Raw genomic sequence first — 17,410 nt, forward strand, 5'->3', positions numbered from 1 at the left:
GCTTCAATCGCCTGAAACACTTCCGACGCTTTGCCACACGCTACGAACGTCGAACTATTCACTTCACAGGATTCATCCATCTCGCTGCGATCATGATCTGGATACCATGAATGTCGATCGGCCCTAGCCCTCTTGTGGGGGAGATGTCCGGCAGGACAGAGGGGGTGTCGCCCCACCGAACAAAGGTTTAGGCCTTCAGCGCCGCCGCTTCTGCCGCGAGCTTGGTAATGCCAGCCCAGTCGCCGGCCGCGACCAGTTCTTTCGGCGCCACCCACGAACCGCCGACGCAGATGACGTTCGGCAGCGAGAGATAATCATTGGCGTTCTTCAGCGAAATGCCGCCGGTCGGGCAGAACAGCGTGCCTGCAAGCGGTGAGGACAGTGCCTTGAGGTAGGCGGCGCCACCGGCCTGCTCCGCTGGGAAGAACTTCAGCACCTGGTAGCCTTCCTCGCGCAGCGCCATGACTTCGCTGGCGGTCGCAGCCCCTGGAAGCAGCGGCACGTCGGAATCGGCGGCGGCATCGAGCAGTTCCTGCGTCGTACCCGGGCTGACGATGAACTTCGAACCGGCCGCGACGGCGGCTTCCCAATGAGCGACATTGAGGATCGTGCCGGCGCCGACTTCGGCGCCCTCGACCTCTGCGGCGACCGCGCGCACGGCCTCGAGTGCCGCCGGCGTGCGCATGGTGATCTCGATAGCCTTCAGACCGCCTGCGACGAGCGCGCGGGCCAGCGGCACCGCCGTCTTCGCATCGTCGACGATCAGGACCGGAACGACGGGCTGGAGTTTAAGGATGGAAAGGAGCTTCTCTGTTTTCTCGCCCATGGTCGCGCGACCTCCTTGAAACGATTGAATCGGACCCGAATAACGCCCCTGCGGAACCTTGTCGAGATAAAACCGGACCGCATGCCGAGAAGGGTATGAAATGCATGGAAATTGGGCTACCGTGCCGCAATCGTCACAAAAGGTTCACCGGTATGGCGAAAGAGATCGAGCGGAAATTTCTTGTACGCAGCGATGGATGGCGTTCCACCGTCGAGACGAAGTCTGTCCTCAGACAGGGTTACATCGCGTCGATGGACGATCGTTCCGTGCGGGTGCGCATCCTCGACGGCAGGAAAGCGAAACTGACGATCAAGATCGGCCGCAGCGCCATCACCCGTGACGAATTCGAATACGACATCCCGATCGCCGACGCCGAGGAGCTGTTGCAGGCAGCCATCGGCGTCGTCATCGAGAAGACGCGCCACCGCGTTCCACATGAGGGCTTCGTCTGGGAGGTTGACGTTTTTGCCGGCGAGCACCGCGGATTGGTGATCGCCGAGGTGGAGATGACGGCCGAGACCGACAGTCCGGCGCTGCCCACCTGGCTCGGCCGCGAGGTGACCGGCGACTTCCGCTATTCCAACCAGGCCCTTGCCACAGAATACGGGCACGACAGGCATGGCCTATCGCATTCGGCCTGATGCCGATTTCACCGAGGCGTTTCGCAACGTCGCCACCGAGCAGCTGGAACACGCCGTCACGGTTCTCGATGAGCGGCCGGACGGCGCGCATGAGGCAATCCATTCCTTCCGCAAGGACCTGAAACGACTACGCTCCCTCTACCGCCTCGTGGCCCGCGAGGTTCCGGATTTCCAGACCCATGAAAATGCAAGGCTGCGCGATGCCGCACATTCGCTTTCGGCGATCCGCGACGCTGCCGCCCTGATCGGCACCGGGCAATATCTGCAGCACTCGGCACGCGGGAACGAGGAGAACGAGGCGCTCGGCCGCATCGTCAACATTCTCGAAGGACGCCGTGGGTGGATGGCGGAAGCCGAAAGCGGCCTGGAACAGCGGCTGACGGAAACATCGGACGCTCTGAAGGAGGCGATCGCCGCACTGGATGAAGTCTCGTTCAATGGCGGCCATCGCAAGAATGCCCGCATGCTGGCGAAGAGCTGGCGCCGCACTGCGCGCAAGGCCAAAGCCGCGCTTGCGGCTTGCCATGGCGAAGCATCGGCCGATGATTTCCATACTCTGCGCAAACGCACCTACGACTATCGGCTCTACCATGCCCTTTTGCGTGACGTCTGGCCGGCCGCGATGAAGGCCAAACGCGATGCGGCCAAGGAGCTCGTCGAGGATCTCGGCCACATCCACGATCTCACCGTGCTCTCCGAACTGGTCGAGTCCGAACCGCAGCTCTTCACCCGCAATGATGATCTTGCGCATCTGCTCGACATCATCATCTTCCGCCAGCAGGAAGACCGACGGCAAGCGCTGATCAAAGCCGAAGCTGTCTTCGCCGATGATGCCGACGAGGAAGCGGAGCGCATCGAGCTTCTCTGGCTGATGGCCGGGAGTTGAGAGACGGCGAAACCGAAAGTGCTTCTGCGCTGCTCTGCATTTCCCATTGCTTCAGCATCCGAAGATTTCGCAAGGAATCCTATTGACCTCAACCAATCTTGAGGCCCTAGCCTGCGATGGTCGAACAAGCTAGAGACTTGATCCGCGAGGAAAACATGACCGTCGAAAATGCCGCGATGCCTAAGGTGCTCGGGCTCTACGAGACCCATCTGACCGTTGCCGATCTCAAGACCTCCGCGGATTTCTACCGCGATGTCGTCGGGCTCGAACCTGCCGCCTCATTCGAGGAGCGTAAAGTCGCTTTCCTCTGGGTGGACGACAGGAAGACCGGCATGCTCGGCCTTTGGGAAACAGGAACCGGGCCGCTGAAAATGCGGCTGCATATCGCATTCCGCATGACCGCCAACGGCGTGCTGCAGGCGCCCGCCATTCTCAAGGCAAAAGGTGTGGAACCTCTCGGCTTTGCCGGTGAGCCGGTGACGGAGCCGGTGGTTCTCGGAGGGATGCCGGCGCTGTCGATCTATTTCAAGGATCCGGACGGGCACTCGATCGAGTTCATCAACGTTCTCGACGACATCCCCGACCGGAGTTTCGGCGTGCGGCCGTTTTCCGCGTGGCAGGCGCGAGCGTAATCGGTCAGCGATCAAGGCCGCCGCTGGCGAAGGCAATTGCGCGGCCCGCCGATTTTCTGTATTTCCGGCCCATGACCGACAGCCTGACACACACCAGCCCGTTCCTCGTGGCCGCACTTTACCATTTCGTTTCCGTGCCGCGCTTTGCCAGCCTGCAAGCGCCGCTGCAGACGCTTTGCGAGGAGAACGGCGTCAAGGGAACGCTGCTTCTGGCCCATGAAGGCATCAACGGTACGATCGCCGGCCCGGATGCCGGCATTCACGCCGCGCTCGCCTTCCTGCGCGCCCAGCCGGAATTTTCGGGCCTGGAGCACAAGGAAAGCCGTGCCTCGAAAATGCCCTTCCTGCGCATGAAGGTAAAGCTGAAAAAGGAAATCGTCACCATGGGCGTCGAAGATATCGACCCCAACAAGTTGGTCGGCACCTATGTGACGGCCAAGGACTGGAACGCACTGATCTCCGACCCTGATACCATCGTCATCGACACCCGCAACGATTACGAGACGGCAATCGGCACCTTTCGCGGCGCGCTCGACCCGAAGACCAAGACCTTCCGTGAATTTCCCGATTGGGTGCGCAACAATCCCGGCCTGCACAACAAGCCGAAGGTCGCCATGTATTGCACCGGCGGCATACGCTGCGAGAAGGCCACCGCTTTCATGAAGGAGCAGGGCTTCGATGAGGTCTATCACCTGAAGGGTGGCATCCTGAAATATCTGGAGGAAGTGCCGCAGGAGGAAAGCCTCTGGGATGGCGCCTGCTTCGTCTTCGACGAGCGCGTATCTGTCGAGCACGGTCTGAAGCAAGGCGAACACCGGCTATGCCACGCCTGCCGGAACCCGATCACCGCGGAAGAAATCACCTCCCCGCTTTACGAAGAGGGGGTTTCCTGCAGTCACTGCTATCATACGCGCACGGAAGAAGACCGGCTGCGTTACCGTCAGCGGCAGCACCAGATCGCCCTCGCGAAAAAGCGTGGCCAGCGACATATCGGCAGCTGAGCCGGGGTTCCGTTTGGACCAGCCTTGCTGCCTGAGGATGATCGGGCTGCCGGTCAGGCTGCGCCGATACGGCGCAGAGTTTCCGGCCCGGCTGCGCGCCGCTCGTTCAGCATCTCGGTGATAAGGTCTGATGTCGCAGGCTTTCCGAACCAATAGCCCTGCAGGCAGTCGCAGCCGAAACGGCGCATGGCTATCGCCTGCTCCTCGGTCTCGATGCCTTCGGCCGTCACCGGAATGTCGAGCGAGCGGGCGAGCGCCACCGTCGCCTGCAGCATCTCGCGCTGGCGTTTGTCCTCGTTGACACCCATGACCAACGAGCGGTCGATCTTGATGCGGTCGAAACCGAACTGTCTGAGATAACCGATCGAGGAGAAGCCGGAGCCGAAATCGTCGAGCGCCACCTTGACCCCCAGCCCCTTCAACCGTTCGATCGACTGGCGGGTGCGCTGCGGGTTCTGGATCATGTAGCCTTCGGTGATCTCCAGCGTGATGCGACCAGCCTCGATCTCCGTCTGCTTCAGCACGTAGCGCACATAGTCGGTAAACGCGGGATTGCGGAACTGGCCGGGCGAGACGTTGACCGAGACGTTGAGGTTCGGCCATTGTTTGGCCGTCTCGCAGGCTTTGCGCAACACGAACAAGCCAAGCGATTCGATGAGGCCGCTGGTCTCGGCGATCGGGATGAACAGCTCGGGCGAAACAGGACCATGGCCCGGACGGTTCCAGCGCACCAACGCCTCGACGCCGGTGATCACATGCGTCGCCGCATCGATCAGCGGCTGGTAGGCGAGCGTCAGGTCGCCGCTTTCGATGGCGATCCGGAGATCGAGTTCCAGCGCATTGCGCTGCTCCCGATCCGCATCCATCGACGGATCGTAGAGCATCATGCGCGCGCGGCCGGCCTCCTTCGCCTTGTACATGGCAAGGTCGGAGCGGCGCACCAGTTCCTCACGCCCAATCGCGCCGGAAGGCGACATGGCGATGCCGATGCTTGCCCCTACGACGACGACACGGCGACCGATCTCCAGCGGCTCGACAAGAAAATCGAGGATCTGCTCGGCCAACTGCAGAGCGGCGGCATTCTCGCTGTGGGAGAGAAAGGCGATCGCAAATTCATCGCCGCCGATGCGGGCGAGAACCGCACCCTGCGGAATGAGCACAGCGAGCCCGGCCGCGACCGCCCGGATCAACTGGTCGCCGGTGCCGTGGCCATAGCTGTCGTTGACCTCCTTGAAGCCATCGAGGTCGAGGTAGAGGAGCAGCACGTTGCGCTTGGTCTGGCGTGCCTCGACGACAAAACGATCGACGGCGAGCCCGAGGCCGTCGCGATTGGAAAGGCCGCTCAGCCTGTCGCGCAACGCCTCCTCGCGGGCGCTGCCTTCCTCTGCCTTCAGGCGGCGGCCGGCAAGCCAGCCGATGACCAGCAATACCACGAAAAACAATCCGACGAGGCCGAGCGCCTGGATGACCATCGGCCGCACCTGTGCATAGCCGATATCGCCAGGTGAGCGCGAGATCCAGACGAATTTGCCGAGCGTTACCCCGGTCGGATCGACGATCGGCACGAGATAGTCGGCCGCAAAACTCGGCGGCGCCAGCCTCAGCCCGCCGATGACATAGGTCTGGCCGAGGGCAGTCACCCTGTCGTCATCGAGATGGCGGGCGAAAACGAGGTAGCGGTGCTGGCCGGCGGGCGCGCCAAGCGCACCGGACTTTTTCCGAACCAACGCCACGCCGACGGCGGCAATGCCCCGTTTGGTGGTGACGAAGCCGATCGCCTGAGGATGGTCGGCCGGGCCGACCGCCTTCACCCTGTCGAACAGGGTCCAGAGCGACGGCGCAAAGAAATCCGCGAGCGGCTCCTCCATCGGCTTGCCGTCGCGATAGGCCATGACCGCCTTCTTCGCGTCATCGACGACGATCGCCACATCGAAAAGCGAGCTATTGACCGACATCTCGCCGTAATTGCTCACCGTCCAGGCCATACCGTCGGGCGCATAGACGTTGACGGCGGCGTCGTCCCAGGCCGCGTAATCGTCGAGCGTCGCGCCGAGCTGATCCTCGAAGGTTTTCAACGCGCCGGCCGTCGTTTCGCGCGAGCGCTCGTCATCGAGGAGATTGGCATTTTCGGCCACGCGTTCGAGCGCCGTCAGCACCATGATGGTGACGACGGCGACGATGACCGCGAAGGAGAAAAGCACGCCGGTAACGGTGATGTGACGGCCTATTCCCAATCCCTTGCTCTGCGACTTTCCGACTGTCTGCATTACGGCTCCCTGACCGTCGGACTTTGCCAGTCAAGGGTTCAAAAACGTTTAAGCAACCGGCTGTTGCAGCTTTCTGACGCGCTATTTTGTGCCTGCAACCGCCGGACGGGCGCCCCCTAACCCGGCGTGTGATTGCCCTTCGCAAATTGGGCCGCAAGTTCGCGGTACCATTTGCCGCTCTTCTTCACCGTGCGTACCTGGGTCTCATAGTCGACATGCACGAGGCCGAAGCGCATGCGATAGCCTTCCGCCCATTCGAAATTGTCCATCAGGCTCCAGGCGAAGTAGCCGCGTAGGGGATAGCCGTCCTTGATGAGACCGGCAACGATGTCGAGGTGATCGCCGACATAGTCGAGGCGCATCGTGTCGTTGACCTCGCCGTCGACGACATCGGTGTTGTCGCAGGCGCCGTTCTCTGTGATGTAGCATTCCGGAAGTTCGTAGCGACGGTAGAGATCCTCGATCGAGAGCTTCAGGCCTGGCGCATAGATTTCCCAGCCGATATCGGTCTTGACGTCGCTTGCCGGCGCCGCTTCCACCGTCCAGGGGAAATCGCCCTTGCGTTCGGCATCGTCGGTGACGCGCTCGGGCTTGTAGTAGTTCAGGCCCCACCAATCGAGTTTCTGGCTGATCAGCTTCAGGTCGCCATCCTCGACGACGGGCATGCGGTCGCCGAGCGCCTCGACGAATTCCTTCGGATATTCGCCCTTGAAGACGGGATCGAAGAAGGCGCCGTTGTGGAACTGATGCGCACGCTCGCCGGCGGCAAGATCAGCCGGGCTGTCGGAGCCGGGAATGATCGAGGCGGCGTTGAGCACAAGCCCGACGGGCACACCAGGGGCTTCCGAGCGAATCGCCTCGACGCCGAGGCCGTGGGCAAGGTTCATGTAATGCATGGCGTGAAGGGCGGCCTGCATGTTGCGCTCGCCCGGAGCATGGATGCCGTAGAGGTGGCTGAGCCAGACGATGCACCAGGGTTCGTTGAAGGTCGCGACCCGGTCGAGGCGGTCGCCAAGGCGGTTCATCACCGTCTTGGCATAGCGCTGAAACGCATAGGCGGTCGAGCGCGTCGTCCAGCCGCCTTCGCCGGCGAGCAACAGAGGCAGATCCCAGTGGTAGAGCGTCGCGAAGGTCTTGATGCCGCGCGCCTTGCAGCCGTCGACCAGCCGATCGTAGAAATCGAGGCCGGCCTCGTTTACCGGACCCGTGCCGTCGGGGATAATGCGCGGCCAGGCAATCGAGAACCGGTAGGCTTCGACACCCATCTCCTTGATGAGATCGAGGTCCTGTTCCAGGCGATTGTAGTGATCGCAGGCGATATCGCCGTTATCGCGATTGTGGACGCGGCCGGGCATATTGCAGAAAGCATCCCAGATGGATGGCTTGCGGCCATCGGCTTTGCTGGCGCCTTCAATCTGGAAGGCAGCGGTGGCAACGCCGAAAGTGAAGTCGCCGGGAAAGCGTTCCGCGAGTTTCTTCGGATCGATCATCTGCAAGTCCTATCTCTCAGGTTGAGCCGTTTGCGCCGGATTTAGCCAAGCCTGAAGGCAAAGTACAGGCTGACGGCGAGAAAAACTGCAACGTTGCAGGGGGAAGCCAGAACAGCTGCAACCGTCCTTCCCTTACCGCGCAGCCGACCTCAAACGGCAATGTCAGCAGTCGTGACTTGGCCGTTGAGACCGAGATCCTTACACCGGAAATGGCATCACAAATGTGAAAGGAATCCAATGCTCTCTTCGGTCCATTCGCTGCAGCCTCATCTGCTGAGCCTGTTGCGCATCGTCTCGTCACTCGTGCTTTTCAGCTACGGAACACAGAAGATCCTGCATTTTCCGGCTGCGGCAAGCGTGCCGCCGGCGGGATCGCTCTCCTGGATTGCCGGACTGCTCGAACTCACCTTCGGCTTCCTGGTGCTCGTCGGATTCCAGACCCGTATCGCAGCCTTCGTGCTCTCGGGCCTGATGGCCTTCGCCTATTTCATCGGCCATGCCTCGAAGGTCATCTACCCTGCGCAGAACGGCGGCGTCGCGGCGATCCTGTTCTGCTTCGTGTTTCTCTATCTGGTGGCGGCAGGAGCCGAACCGTTGAGCGTCGACAGCCTGCTCAAGCGCGGCCGCACTGCTACTGCCTGACCAAATAAGCAAATGCCGAGGCGGCTTGACCCCGCCTCGGCGCTTTCATGGCGCAATCCAGATCGGCAATTCAGACCTTGACCCATGCGCCGTTCTTCTTGGAAGACGCGACGCAGGCTTCGACGAAAGCCACACCCTTCACGCCGTCATCGACCGTGGGATAGACCACTGCCTTGTCGACGGCCTTGCCCTTCTTGCGGGCATTGATCGCATGCGCGGCTTCCGTATAGATCGTCGCAAAGGCTTCGAGATAACCTTCAGGATGCCCGGATGGTACGCGCGTGACACGGCCGGCAGCTGCGCCTGAACCGGCGCCGCCGCGGGTGATCAGCCGCTTCGACTCGCCGAAAGGCGTGTACCACAAGTAGTTCGGGTCCTTCTGGGTCCATTCCAGCCCGCCCTTGGTGCCGTAGACGCGCACCATCAGACCGTTTTCATGGCCGGGCGCCACCTGGCTGCACCAGAGCATGCCTTTGGCCGGCTTCTCCGAACCCTTCGCCTTGAAGCGCAGCATGACATGCGCATTATCGTCCAGCCGGCGGCCGGGAACGAAGCTGTCGAGATCGGCAGCGAGGCTGTCGAGCTCCAGACCAGTGATGAAGGCGGCGAGATTATAGGCATGCGTGCCGATATCGCCGGTCGAGCCGCCGACGCCGGACTGCGCCGGATCGGTGCGCCATGCGGCCTGTTTCTGGCCGGTTTGCTCCACCGCTTCCGTCAGCCAGTCCTGCGGGTACTCGGCCTGGACGACTCTTATATCGCCGAGTTCGCCATTCGCGATCATCTCCCGCGCCTGGCGGACCATCGGATAACCGGTGTAATTATGCGTCAGCACGAAGAGTGCGCCGCTCTCGTCGGCGATCTTCTTCAGCTTCTTCGCATCGGCAAGGTTGGATGTCAGCGGCTTGTCGCAGATGACATGGATGCCGCGCTTCAGGAATTCCTTGGCTGCATCGTAGTGCACATGGTTCGGCGTGACGATCGCCACTGCCTCGATGCCGTTCTTCAGCTTCGCCTCGCGGATCGCCATCTCGCGATAGCTGGAATAGGTCCGCGACGGATCGAGGCCGAGATCGCGGCCGGATGCGATCGCCTTATCAGGCGTCGACGACAGCGCGCCGGCGATGAGATCGTACTGATCGTCGATGCGTGCCGCGATACGGTGCACCGCGCCGATAAACGCGCCCGCGCCGCCGCCCACCATACCGAGCCGGATGCGTGGCTCGCGGGTCTGTTCGGATGATGCTTCGATTGCCATGATTCCTCCTGAAATTTAATTTGGTGCGGACGCGGCCCCTCATCCGGCTGCCGCCACCGTCTCCCCGCCAGCGGGGAGAAGGGGATATGCCGCGATGTCTATGCCCATCTTTGCCGTCTCGTGTGGCAAGTACCCTCTCCCCGTCAAAACGGGGAGAGGGTTAGGGTGAGGGGCAGCATCACGGCACCCCTATGCGTTAGAGCCCCAGCATCCGCCGGTTCGCCGCTTGATCCGTGCCGCTGCCGGCGAAATCGTCGAAGGCTTTCTCGGTAACGCGAATGATATGGGCGGCAACGAATTCGGCGCCTTCGCGGGCACCATCCTCCGGATGCTTCAGCGCACATTCCCATTCGACCACGGCCCAGCCATCGAAATTATTCGCCGTCATCTTCGAAAACACCGCGCCAAAATCGACCTGACCGTCACCGAGCGAGCGGAATCGGCCGGCGCGTTCCACCCAGCCCTGATAGCCGCCATAAACGCCCTGGCGCCCGGTCGGATTGAACTCCGCATCCTTGACGTGGAACATCTTGATGCGGTCCTTGTAGATGTCGATATTGTCGAGATAATCGAGGCACTGCAGGACGTAGTGCGAGGGATCGTAGAGCATGTTGGCGCGCGGATGGTTCTTCACGCGCGCGAGGAACATCTCGAAGGTGATGCCGTCATGCAGGTCTTCACCCGGGTGGATCTCGTAGCAGACGTCAATACCGTTCTCGTCCGCATGGTTGAGGATCGGCGTCCAGCGGCGGGCGAGTTCGTCGAAGGCAGTCTCGACCAGACCGGCAGGGCGCTGCGGCCAGGGATAGATGAAGGGCCAGGCAAGCGCGCCGGAGAAGGTCGCATGCGCCTTGAGCCCGAGGTTTTTCGATGCAGTCAGCGCCATCTTGACTTGCTCGACCGCCCATTCCTGGCGCGCCTTCGGATTGCCGCGCACCTCGGGTGCCGCAAACCCGTCGAAGGCTTCGTCATAGGCCGGGTGAACGGCGACGAGCTGACCTTGCAGATGGGTAGAGAGTTCGGTGATCTCGATGCCGTTTTCGCGGGCCTTGCCGGCGAACTCGTCGCAATAATCCTTGGACGTGGCGGCCTTCTTGAGATCGATCAGCTGGCTGGCCCAGGTCGGCACCTGGACGCCCTTGTAACCGATGTCGGCCGCCCATTTGGTGATTGCGTCCCACGAGTTGAATGGCGCAATATCGCCCGCGAACTGGCCAAGGAAAAGGCCGGGGCCCTTGATCGTCTTCATGTCAGATTCCTCCCTGAATATCGACCGTAAACGTTTCTGAAGTGTTGTAGCACGCTATTTGGCGGGAGCAAGGCGCCTCCTCGCCCTTGCGTCGAATTTGGCGCGAGGCCAAATGCGATATGGCTGCGAGCTAATCATGATGGGCTTTGACGGGCAAGAGGTACGTGCAGCATTTTCGGCTAGCCGCTATAGTGGAAGCATATAAAATGCGCCCATTCTTTCGAATGGGCGCATATCTCCAGTCAATCGATCAGAACGGCGAATCCGGGAAATAGAAGTCCTTGGCATTCTCCTTGGTGACGAGCGTCGCATCGAGAATGTAGCTGCCATGAACCGGGACCTGATCGTAGAGTGCCGCCGCCGTCAGCTCCATCGCCGTGCCGACCATTGCCGGCGGATAGAGAACGTCGACCGGGATCAGCTTGTCGCCGTCCATGACCTTCTTGACCATGTCCTTGGAGCCGGCGCCGGCGACGACATACTTGATATCGGTGCGCTTGGCCTGCTCGATCGCCTGCAGAACGCCAACAGCCATGTCGTCGTCCTGGCACCATACGACGTCGATCTTCTGGTACTTGGTCAGGTAGTCCTGCATGACCTTGAAGGCGTCGTCGCGGTTCCAGTTGCCGTACTGGCGGTCGAGAACCTTGACGTTCGAGCCGGCAATGCCCTTGTCGAAGCCGTCCTGGCGCTGCTGGTCGATCGGGATCGGCAGACCGCGGATGACCACCACTTCGGCGTCCGGCGTGGTGTCCTTGATGTACTTGCCTGCGACTTCGCCGAGAGCCGGGTTGTTGCCGGCGACATAGAGGTCGCGCACGGAATTGTCGTTGTTGCTCGGCGCGCGGTCGACGAGGGCGACGAACTTGCCCTTGCCCTTGACTTCCTTGATGGCGTTGACGAGCGGATCCGGATCCGACGGCAGGATGACGAGGGCGTCGATGCCCTGCGTATCGAGATCCTGCACGGCGTTGGCCTGGCTTGCGGCGTCCGGCGAAGTCTTGACGATGACATTGAGACCAGGATGTTCGGCCATCAGCAGCTTGGCGACGCGTTCGGCATGGAATACGACGCCCGACGTCCAGCCGTGGTCGGCGGCCGGAATGGAGACGCCGATCGTGAATTTCTTGTCCTGGGCGTGAGCGGCGCCGGCGAACGTCACCGCCGCAACCGCCAAGCCCAACATCAATTTACGCATGCTATTTCCTCCCATAACTTCAGGGACTTTTCCATATCGGGACCGGACGCCCTGTAAGCCCGATCAATTGCAAGCACGGTTCACTCATGATTTGCGCACCAGCGAGCGCTGAACGAACATGGCGATAATGATGATCGCACCTTGGATGGCGCCGATCAGATACTCGCTGATGAAATTCGAAAGCAGCATGATGTTGCCGACCAGTTCGAGAATGAAGGCGCCGCAGATCGTGCCCCAGACCCTGCCCGCGCCGCCCTTGAGCGCCGTGCCGCCGACGACGACGGCCGTGATCGCCTGCAGCTCCCACAGGATGCCCGTCGTCGCCGATGTCGAGCCAAGCCTGGGAACATAGAGCAGCACGGCAATGGCAACGCACAGTCCCTGGATGACGAACGCGATCGTGCGCACGCGGTTGACCGCAATACCGGAATAGCGGGCGACGTCGCTGTTTGATCCCACAGCCACGACATGGCGCCCGTAGCGGGTGCGATAGAGGATGAAGGCCGCGACCGCGGTCACCGCCAGGATCACCACGATCGGCACCGGTATGCCGGCGACATTGCCGAAATAAGCAGGGCGATAGAGCGTCTGGATATCGGCGGAGCGAAGCGTGATCGCGCCGCCTTGCGACAGCCATGTCGTCAGGCCGCGATAGATGCCCATTGTGCCGAGCGTCGCGATGAACGGCTCGATCTTGCCGACGGTCGTGATCAGGCCGTTCGCCAGGCCGCACAGCGAACCGGCGACGATGGTGAAGACGACCGCGACCACGAGCATCAAAGCGGGGTTTGCGATGGCGCCCGAATTCATCAGCAGGATCATCAGGCTGGCGACGAAGGCCACCATCGAGCCGACCGACAGATCGAGATCCCCTGCTGATATTACGAAGGTCGCACCGACCGCGATGATGGCGATGAAGGCACTGCGCGTCGCGACATTGGCAAGGTTGGTGATGCCGATGAAATTGGGATTGACCAGGGCTCCGACAATCAGCAGCAGCGCCAGGGCGACGAAGGGCGCGACCGCACGCAGGTCGACATCCCGCCAGGATCGGCGCCGGATTTCCCTGGTCTCCTCGTTGACACTCATTTCCAAAACCAACCTCCCGTCCCATATTTTCTGGGAATCTTATCTATCGTTCTGATCGGCAAAGCCCTGCTAGCCCTCAGGCGGCCGCCTTCCTCTTGAGCCCGGCGGCGTATCGCATGATCTCCTGTTCGGAAATCTCGTCTCCTTCGAGCACGCCGACGATACGCCCGTCGCGCATCACCGCCACTCTCGTGCAGAGGCCGATGACCTCCGGCATCTCCGACGACACGACGATGATCGACCGGCCGTCCCGGGCGAGCGCCGAGATGAAATGATAGATCTGCTGCTTGGTGCCGACATCGATGCCGCGCGTCGGCTCGTCGATGATGATGATATCAGGATCGGTCTCCATGACCTTGGCGAGCAGCAGCTTTTGCTGGTTTCCCCCCGACATCCGGCCGGCGACGATATTGCCGTCGCGAACCCTGATATCGAAACGACGCTTGGCCTTTGCCATCGCGGCCGCCTCGCTGCCCGGGCTGAGATAGCCGTGACGCGCGTGCCTGCCGAGGGATTGCAATGTCAGATTGGTCACCATGCCGGAGCGCAGCAAAAGGCCCTTCGACTTGCGGTCCTTGGTCATGTAGGCGAGCCCGCAGCGATTGGCGGCATGGACGTCGCCGGAGGGAACCGTTTCCCCCTTGATGACCACCTCGCCCTCGAGACGGGTTCGCAACCCGGCGATCGCTTCCATCAGCTCGGTGCGGCCGGAGCCGATCATGCCTGAGAAACCGATGATCTCACCCTTGCGCACCTCGAAGCTCGCATCCTTCACATAACCCGTCGACACCGAGGCGACGCTGAGGACGACCTCCTCGTCGACATCGGGCTCGACCTTAGCGGGATAGAGGCTGGAGAGTTCGCGGCCGACCATCAGCTGCGCGATCGATTCCCCGTCCAGAATGGACGTCGGCGAAGTCTTGATCCATTGGCCGTCGCGCAGCACCGTGACGCGGTCGGTCAATTCCATCACCTCGTCGAGTTTGTGGGACACGAAGACGAAGCTGGTACCCTGGTCGCGAAGCTTGCGAACCTGCTTGAACAGCATATTGGTCTCTTCCCGCGACAGCACCGCGGTCGGCTCGTCCATGAACACCACCCGCGCGTCGCGGCTGATCGCTTTGGCGATTTCGACCATTTGCTTGTCGGCGATGGAAAGCGTGCTGACCAGCGCGTTCTCATCGACATGCGAACCGAGCACGTCGAGAACCTTGCGTGTCTCCGACCGCATATATTTGCGGTCGAGCATGCCGAAGCGCGTGACTTCGCGCCCGAGAAAGAGGCTCTCCGTCACGGTCAGATGTTCGGCGAGGTTGAATTCCTGGTGAATGATAACGATGCCGAGCGCCTCGGCGGCGCCATTAGGCGGCAGCACGACGGGCTTGCCGTCGAGCAGGATTTCACCCGAACTCGGCTGTTCGAAACCGGACAAAACCTTGACGAGCGTGGATTTTCCGGCGCCATTTTCACCCATGAGGGCATGGATTTCGCCGGCGCGGAGATCAAAGTTCACGCTGAAGAGGACCTGCACTCCACTGAAGGATTTGCATATGCGCCTGGCGGACAGCACCACAGGTGCGGTGTCGGCAGCTTCCACAGTCATCTGATCCTCCCAAAGCGGCATCCCATCCGCTCTGAAGCCCTATGTAAACCTTTACATAGATCGTGTAAAGGTTTACATCGTTGATTTACACAGATCAGTTGAAGCCTGCCTTTGACCTCTCGACAAGTCTGTGTAGTGTCGCGGCGAAGACAGCCCCAAGGCAGAGCCCAGTGTCGAATTCCACGCCCGCAACCATCGAAGACGTCGCCCGGATCGCCGAGGTCTCCATCGCGACGGTGTCCCGGGCAATCCACATGCCGGAGAAGGTCGCCAACTCCACGCGCCTCAAGGTCAACCAGGCAATCGCCATCACCGGCTATACGACCAATGCCATGGCGCGCAGCCTGAGGCTCGGCCGCTCCAACATGATCCTCGTCGTGGCGCCCGATATCGGCGATCCCAATTTCTCCAACATTCTCGTCGGGCTGGAGAACGAAGCGCGCGCGCACGGCTACGGCATCCTGATCGGCCACACCCAGAACGATGCCCAGCGCGGCCTGGAATATCTGAAATTCTTCAATTCCAACCAGGCGGCCGGATTGATCCTCTTCACCGGCATCCTGCCCTTTGGGCATCAGACGATGACCGCGCGGCTGCCGCCGAGCGTCGGCGTTTTCGAGCCCGTCTTCAACGGCGGCATTCCCTATGTCGGCGTCGACGATACCGAGGGCGCTCGCAAAGCGGTGGACCTGCTGCTGGCCGAAGGGCACCGCAAGATCGCCTTCATCGGCGATTCGCGCACCCGGCTTGCCTATACCAGGCGCCGCATGGGTTACGATGCCGGCCTCGACGCCGCCGGCATCCCACCCGATACCAGGATCGTGCTCGAAGGTGACGGCACGATCGAAAGCGGGCGGCATGCGGTCGAACAGCTTTTCATGCGTGACACGCTTCCGACCGCCTTCATGTGCGTCAACGACCAGACGGCAATCGGCGTCATGGTCGGCCTCGGCGCGCGAGGCTACGATATTCCGCGGGATTTCTCGGTGACCGGTTTCGACGACGTGCCGCAGGCCGTCTTCATATCCCCACCGCTGACCACCATCCGACAGCCGAGAACGGCAATCGGCAAGCAGGCGATGGCACTGCTGCTGGAACTTCTATCCGATGGCCGGCCGACCGAAACGGAGATCCTGTTGCGGCCGGATCTGGTGGTTCGAAACTCCGTCTCGGCGCCGTCACGCAACTGGTTGAAACGGTAAGCCCATATAGGCTGAAAGCTTCCGGCCAGCGCTCGGCCGGAGAGGGTTGCGCCGGCGGCCGATGACCCCCGGCGCGCTTTATCAGACGTAGCGGTTGACGACGTTCTCGAGCAGCTCCTGCTTGCCCGACCTCGGCTGCGGGTTGACGTCGTGGTTCTCGACGTAGTGGCTGATCTCATCCAGCGAATACTCGCCGCGGAAGAGCTTCTGCGCCTCGGCGGATTCCCAGCCGGCATAACGATCGGCGAGCGGCTGCGACAGAGCCTTGTCCTCGATCATCTTGGCAGCAGCCTTCAGGCCGCGGGCGCAGCAATCCATGCCGCCGATATGGCCGATCAGCAGATCCGCCGGGTCGAGAGACTGACGGCGCAGCTTCGAGTCGAAGTTGGTGCCGCCGGTCTTGAAGCCGCCGCCTGCCAGAACATGGTAATAGGCGAGCGCCATTTCGGGAACATTGTTCGGGAACTGGTCAGTGTCCCAGCCGGACTGGTAGTCGTTGCGGTTCATGTCGATCGAGCCGAAGATCCCGAGAGCATTGGCAAGCGCCAGCTCGTGCTCGAAGGAATGGCCGGCAAGAATCGCGTGGCCCTGCTCGATATTGAGCTTCACCTCGTTTTCAAGGCCGTGCTTCTTGAGGAAGCCATAGACGGTCGCGACATCATAGTCGTACTGATGCTTGGTCGGCTCCTGCGGCTTCGGCTCGATCAGTATCGTGCCCTTGTAGCCGATCTTGTGCTTGTATTCGACGACGAGGTTGAGGAAGCGTCCGAGCTGGTCGAGCTCGCGGCCGATATCGGTGTTGAGCAGCGTCTCGTAACCTTCGCGGCCGCCCCAGAGCACGTAGTTTTCGCCGCCGAGCTTCTGCGTGGCATCGATGCAGGTCTTGACCGTCGCGGCTGCGAAAGCGAAGACGTCGGGATCCGGATTGGTCGCAGCGCCCGACATATAGCGACGGTGGGAGAAGAGGTTCGCCGTGCCCCAGAGCAGCTTGGTGCCGGTTGCCGCCTGCTTCTCGGCGAAATAATCGACGATTTCGTTGAGGTTTTTGGTGTTCTCGGCGAAATTCTTGCCCTCCGGACGCACGTCGGCGTCATGGAAGCAGTAATAGGGCGAGCCGAGCAGCGAGAAGAATTCGAAGGCGACGTCGGCCTTGAGTTTGGCCGCCTTCATCGTGTCCTCGAACCAGGGACGCAGGAAGGTCTGGCCGCCGAATGGATCGCCGCCCGGCCACGTGAAGGTGTGCCAATAGGCCACCGCAAAGCGCAGATGGTCTTCCATGCGTTTGCCCATGACGATCTCGTCCGGCTGGTAATAGCGGAAGGCCAGCGGATTGGTGCTGTCCGGGCCTTCGTATTTTACTTTCTGGATATCGCCAAAAAATCCGGTGCTCATGTTGGTTCTCCTTGGGTTCGTATCTTTTCGAAGT

At 61.4% G+C, this 17,410-nt stretch carries 15 protein-coding genes; 6 read left to right on the top strand and 9 right to left on the bottom strand.

Annotated features, from left to right (window positions below; translation table 11 throughout):
* Nucleotides 1-187: 187 nt before the first annotated feature.
* Nucleotides 188-826, bottom strand: coding sequence for a 2-dehydro-3-deoxy-phosphogluconate aldolase (locus ACIPSK_RS28130; RefSeq protein WP_018483505.1), 639 nt, complete (start codon nt 824-826; stop codon nt 188-190).
* Between the two features lie 152 nt (nt 827-978).
* On the opposite strand from ACIPSK_RS28130, the gene ACIPSK_RS28135 reads away from it, so the two are divergent.
* From ACIPSK_RS28135 to trhO, 4 genes are all read left to right on the top strand, one after another.
* A complete protein-coding gene (locus ACIPSK_RS28135; protein ID WP_162119360.1) occupies nt 979-1,467 on the top strand; it encodes a CYTH domain-containing protein in 489 nt (162 codons plus the stop codon).
* Entirely contained in the window at nt 1,445-2,353 is a 909-nt protein-coding gene (locus ACIPSK_RS28140) for a CHAD domain-containing protein (protein ID WP_162119361.1), read from the top strand. Before ACIPSK_RS28135 ends, ACIPSK_RS28140 begins: the two co-directional genes overlap by 23 nt.
* 155 nt (nt 2,354-2,508) lie before the next feature.
* Nucleotides 2,509-2,985 carry a VOC family protein gene (locus ACIPSK_RS28145; protein WP_162119362.1) on the top strand — a complete coding sequence of 159 codons (477 nt, stop codon included), beginning with the start codon at nt 2,509-2,511 and terminating at the stop codon, nt 2,983-2,985.
* Between the two features lie 71 nt (nt 2,986-3,056).
* Nucleotides 3,057-3,986 (top strand): oxygen-dependent tRNA uridine(34) hydroxylase TrhO, encoded by a 930-nt coding sequence (gene trhO, locus ACIPSK_RS28150; RefSeq protein WP_162119363.1) that lies wholly within the window; start codon nt 3,057-3,059, stop codon nt 3,984-3,986.
* A 53-nt stretch (nt 3,987-4,039) separates the two neighbouring features.
* Here trhO and ACIPSK_RS28155 read toward each other — a convergent pair whose 3' ends face one another.
* Both ACIPSK_RS28155 and ACIPSK_RS28160 read right to left on the bottom strand, forming a co-directional pair.
* On the bottom strand, nt 4,040-6,253 hold the full coding sequence (locus tag ACIPSK_RS28155; RefSeq protein WP_162119364.1) for a putative bifunctional diguanylate cyclase/phosphodiesterase: 2,214 nt from the start codon (nt 6,251-6,253) through the stop codon (nt 4,040-4,042).
* Between the two features lie 116 nt (nt 6,254-6,369).
* Entirely contained in the window at nt 6,370-7,743 is a 1,374-nt protein-coding gene (locus ACIPSK_RS28160) for a GH1 family beta-glucosidase (RefSeq protein ID WP_162119365.1), read from the bottom strand.
* Nucleotides 7,744-7,980: 237 nt separating this feature from the next.
* On the opposite strand from ACIPSK_RS28160, the gene ACIPSK_RS28165 reads away from it, so the two are divergent.
* Nucleotides 7,981-8,385, top strand: coding sequence for a DoxX family protein (locus tag ACIPSK_RS28165; protein ID WP_162119366.1), 405 nt, complete (start codon nt 7,981-7,983; stop codon nt 8,383-8,385).
* A 70-nt stretch (nt 8,386-8,455) separates the two neighbouring features.
* On the opposite strand, the gene ACIPSK_RS28170 is transcribed toward ACIPSK_RS28165, so the two are convergent.
* The 5 genes from ACIPSK_RS28170 to ACIPSK_RS28190 form a co-directional block, all read right to left on the bottom strand.
* Nucleotides 8,456-9,643 (bottom strand): Gfo/Idh/MocA family protein, encoded by a 1,188-nt coding sequence (locus ACIPSK_RS28170; protein WP_162119367.1) that lies wholly within the window; start codon nt 9,641-9,643, stop codon nt 8,456-8,458.
* Nucleotides 9,644-9,839: 196 nt separating this feature from the next.
* Nucleotides 9,840-10,892 carry a sugar phosphate isomerase/epimerase family protein gene (locus ACIPSK_RS28175; protein ID WP_162119368.1) on the bottom strand — a complete coding sequence of 351 codons (1,053 nt, stop codon included), beginning with the start codon at nt 10,890-10,892 and terminating at the stop codon, nt 9,840-9,842.
* Between the two features lie 250 nt (nt 10,893-11,142).
* Nucleotides 11,143-12,090: a substrate-binding domain-containing protein gene (locus tag ACIPSK_RS28180; RefSeq protein WP_017967943.1), complete on the bottom strand. Its 948-nt coding sequence runs from the start codon at nt 12,088-12,090 to the stop codon at nt 11,143-11,145.
* A gap of 84 nt (nt 12,091-12,174) precedes the next feature.
* Complete coding sequence (locus tag ACIPSK_RS28185; RefSeq protein WP_162119369.1) at nt 12,175-13,179, bottom strand: ABC transporter permease; 1,005 nt, start codon at nt 13,177-13,179, stop codon at nt 12,175-12,177.
* Between the two features lie 76 nt (nt 13,180-13,255).
* The gene (locus ACIPSK_RS28190; protein ID WP_162119370.1) at nt 13,256-14,782 is read right to left on the bottom strand and encodes a sugar ABC transporter ATP-binding protein; all 1,527 of its coding nucleotides are present in this window, start codon (nt 14,780-14,782) and stop codon (nt 13,256-13,258) included.
* Nucleotides 14,783-14,952: 170 nt separating this feature from the next.
* Here ACIPSK_RS28190 and ACIPSK_RS28195 point away from each other — a divergent pair, with 170 nt between their 5' ends.
* Complete coding sequence (locus ACIPSK_RS28195) at nt 14,953-15,984, top strand: LacI family DNA-binding transcriptional regulator (protein WP_072640525.1); 1,032 nt, start codon at nt 14,953-14,955, stop codon at nt 15,982-15,984.
* Nucleotides 15,985-16,065: 81 nt separating this feature from the next.
* Here the strand turns inward: ACIPSK_RS28195 and xylA are convergent, their stop codons facing one another.
* Nucleotides 16,066-17,376 carry a xylose isomerase gene (gene xylA / locus ACIPSK_RS28200; RefSeq protein ID WP_162119371.1) on the bottom strand — a complete coding sequence of 437 codons (1,311 nt, stop codon included), beginning with the start codon at nt 17,374-17,376 and terminating at the stop codon, nt 16,066-16,068.
* Between the last annotated feature and the right edge of the window lie 34 nt (nt 17,377-17,410).

It is taken from the genome of Rhizobium sp. LARHSG275, assembly GCF_052871115.1.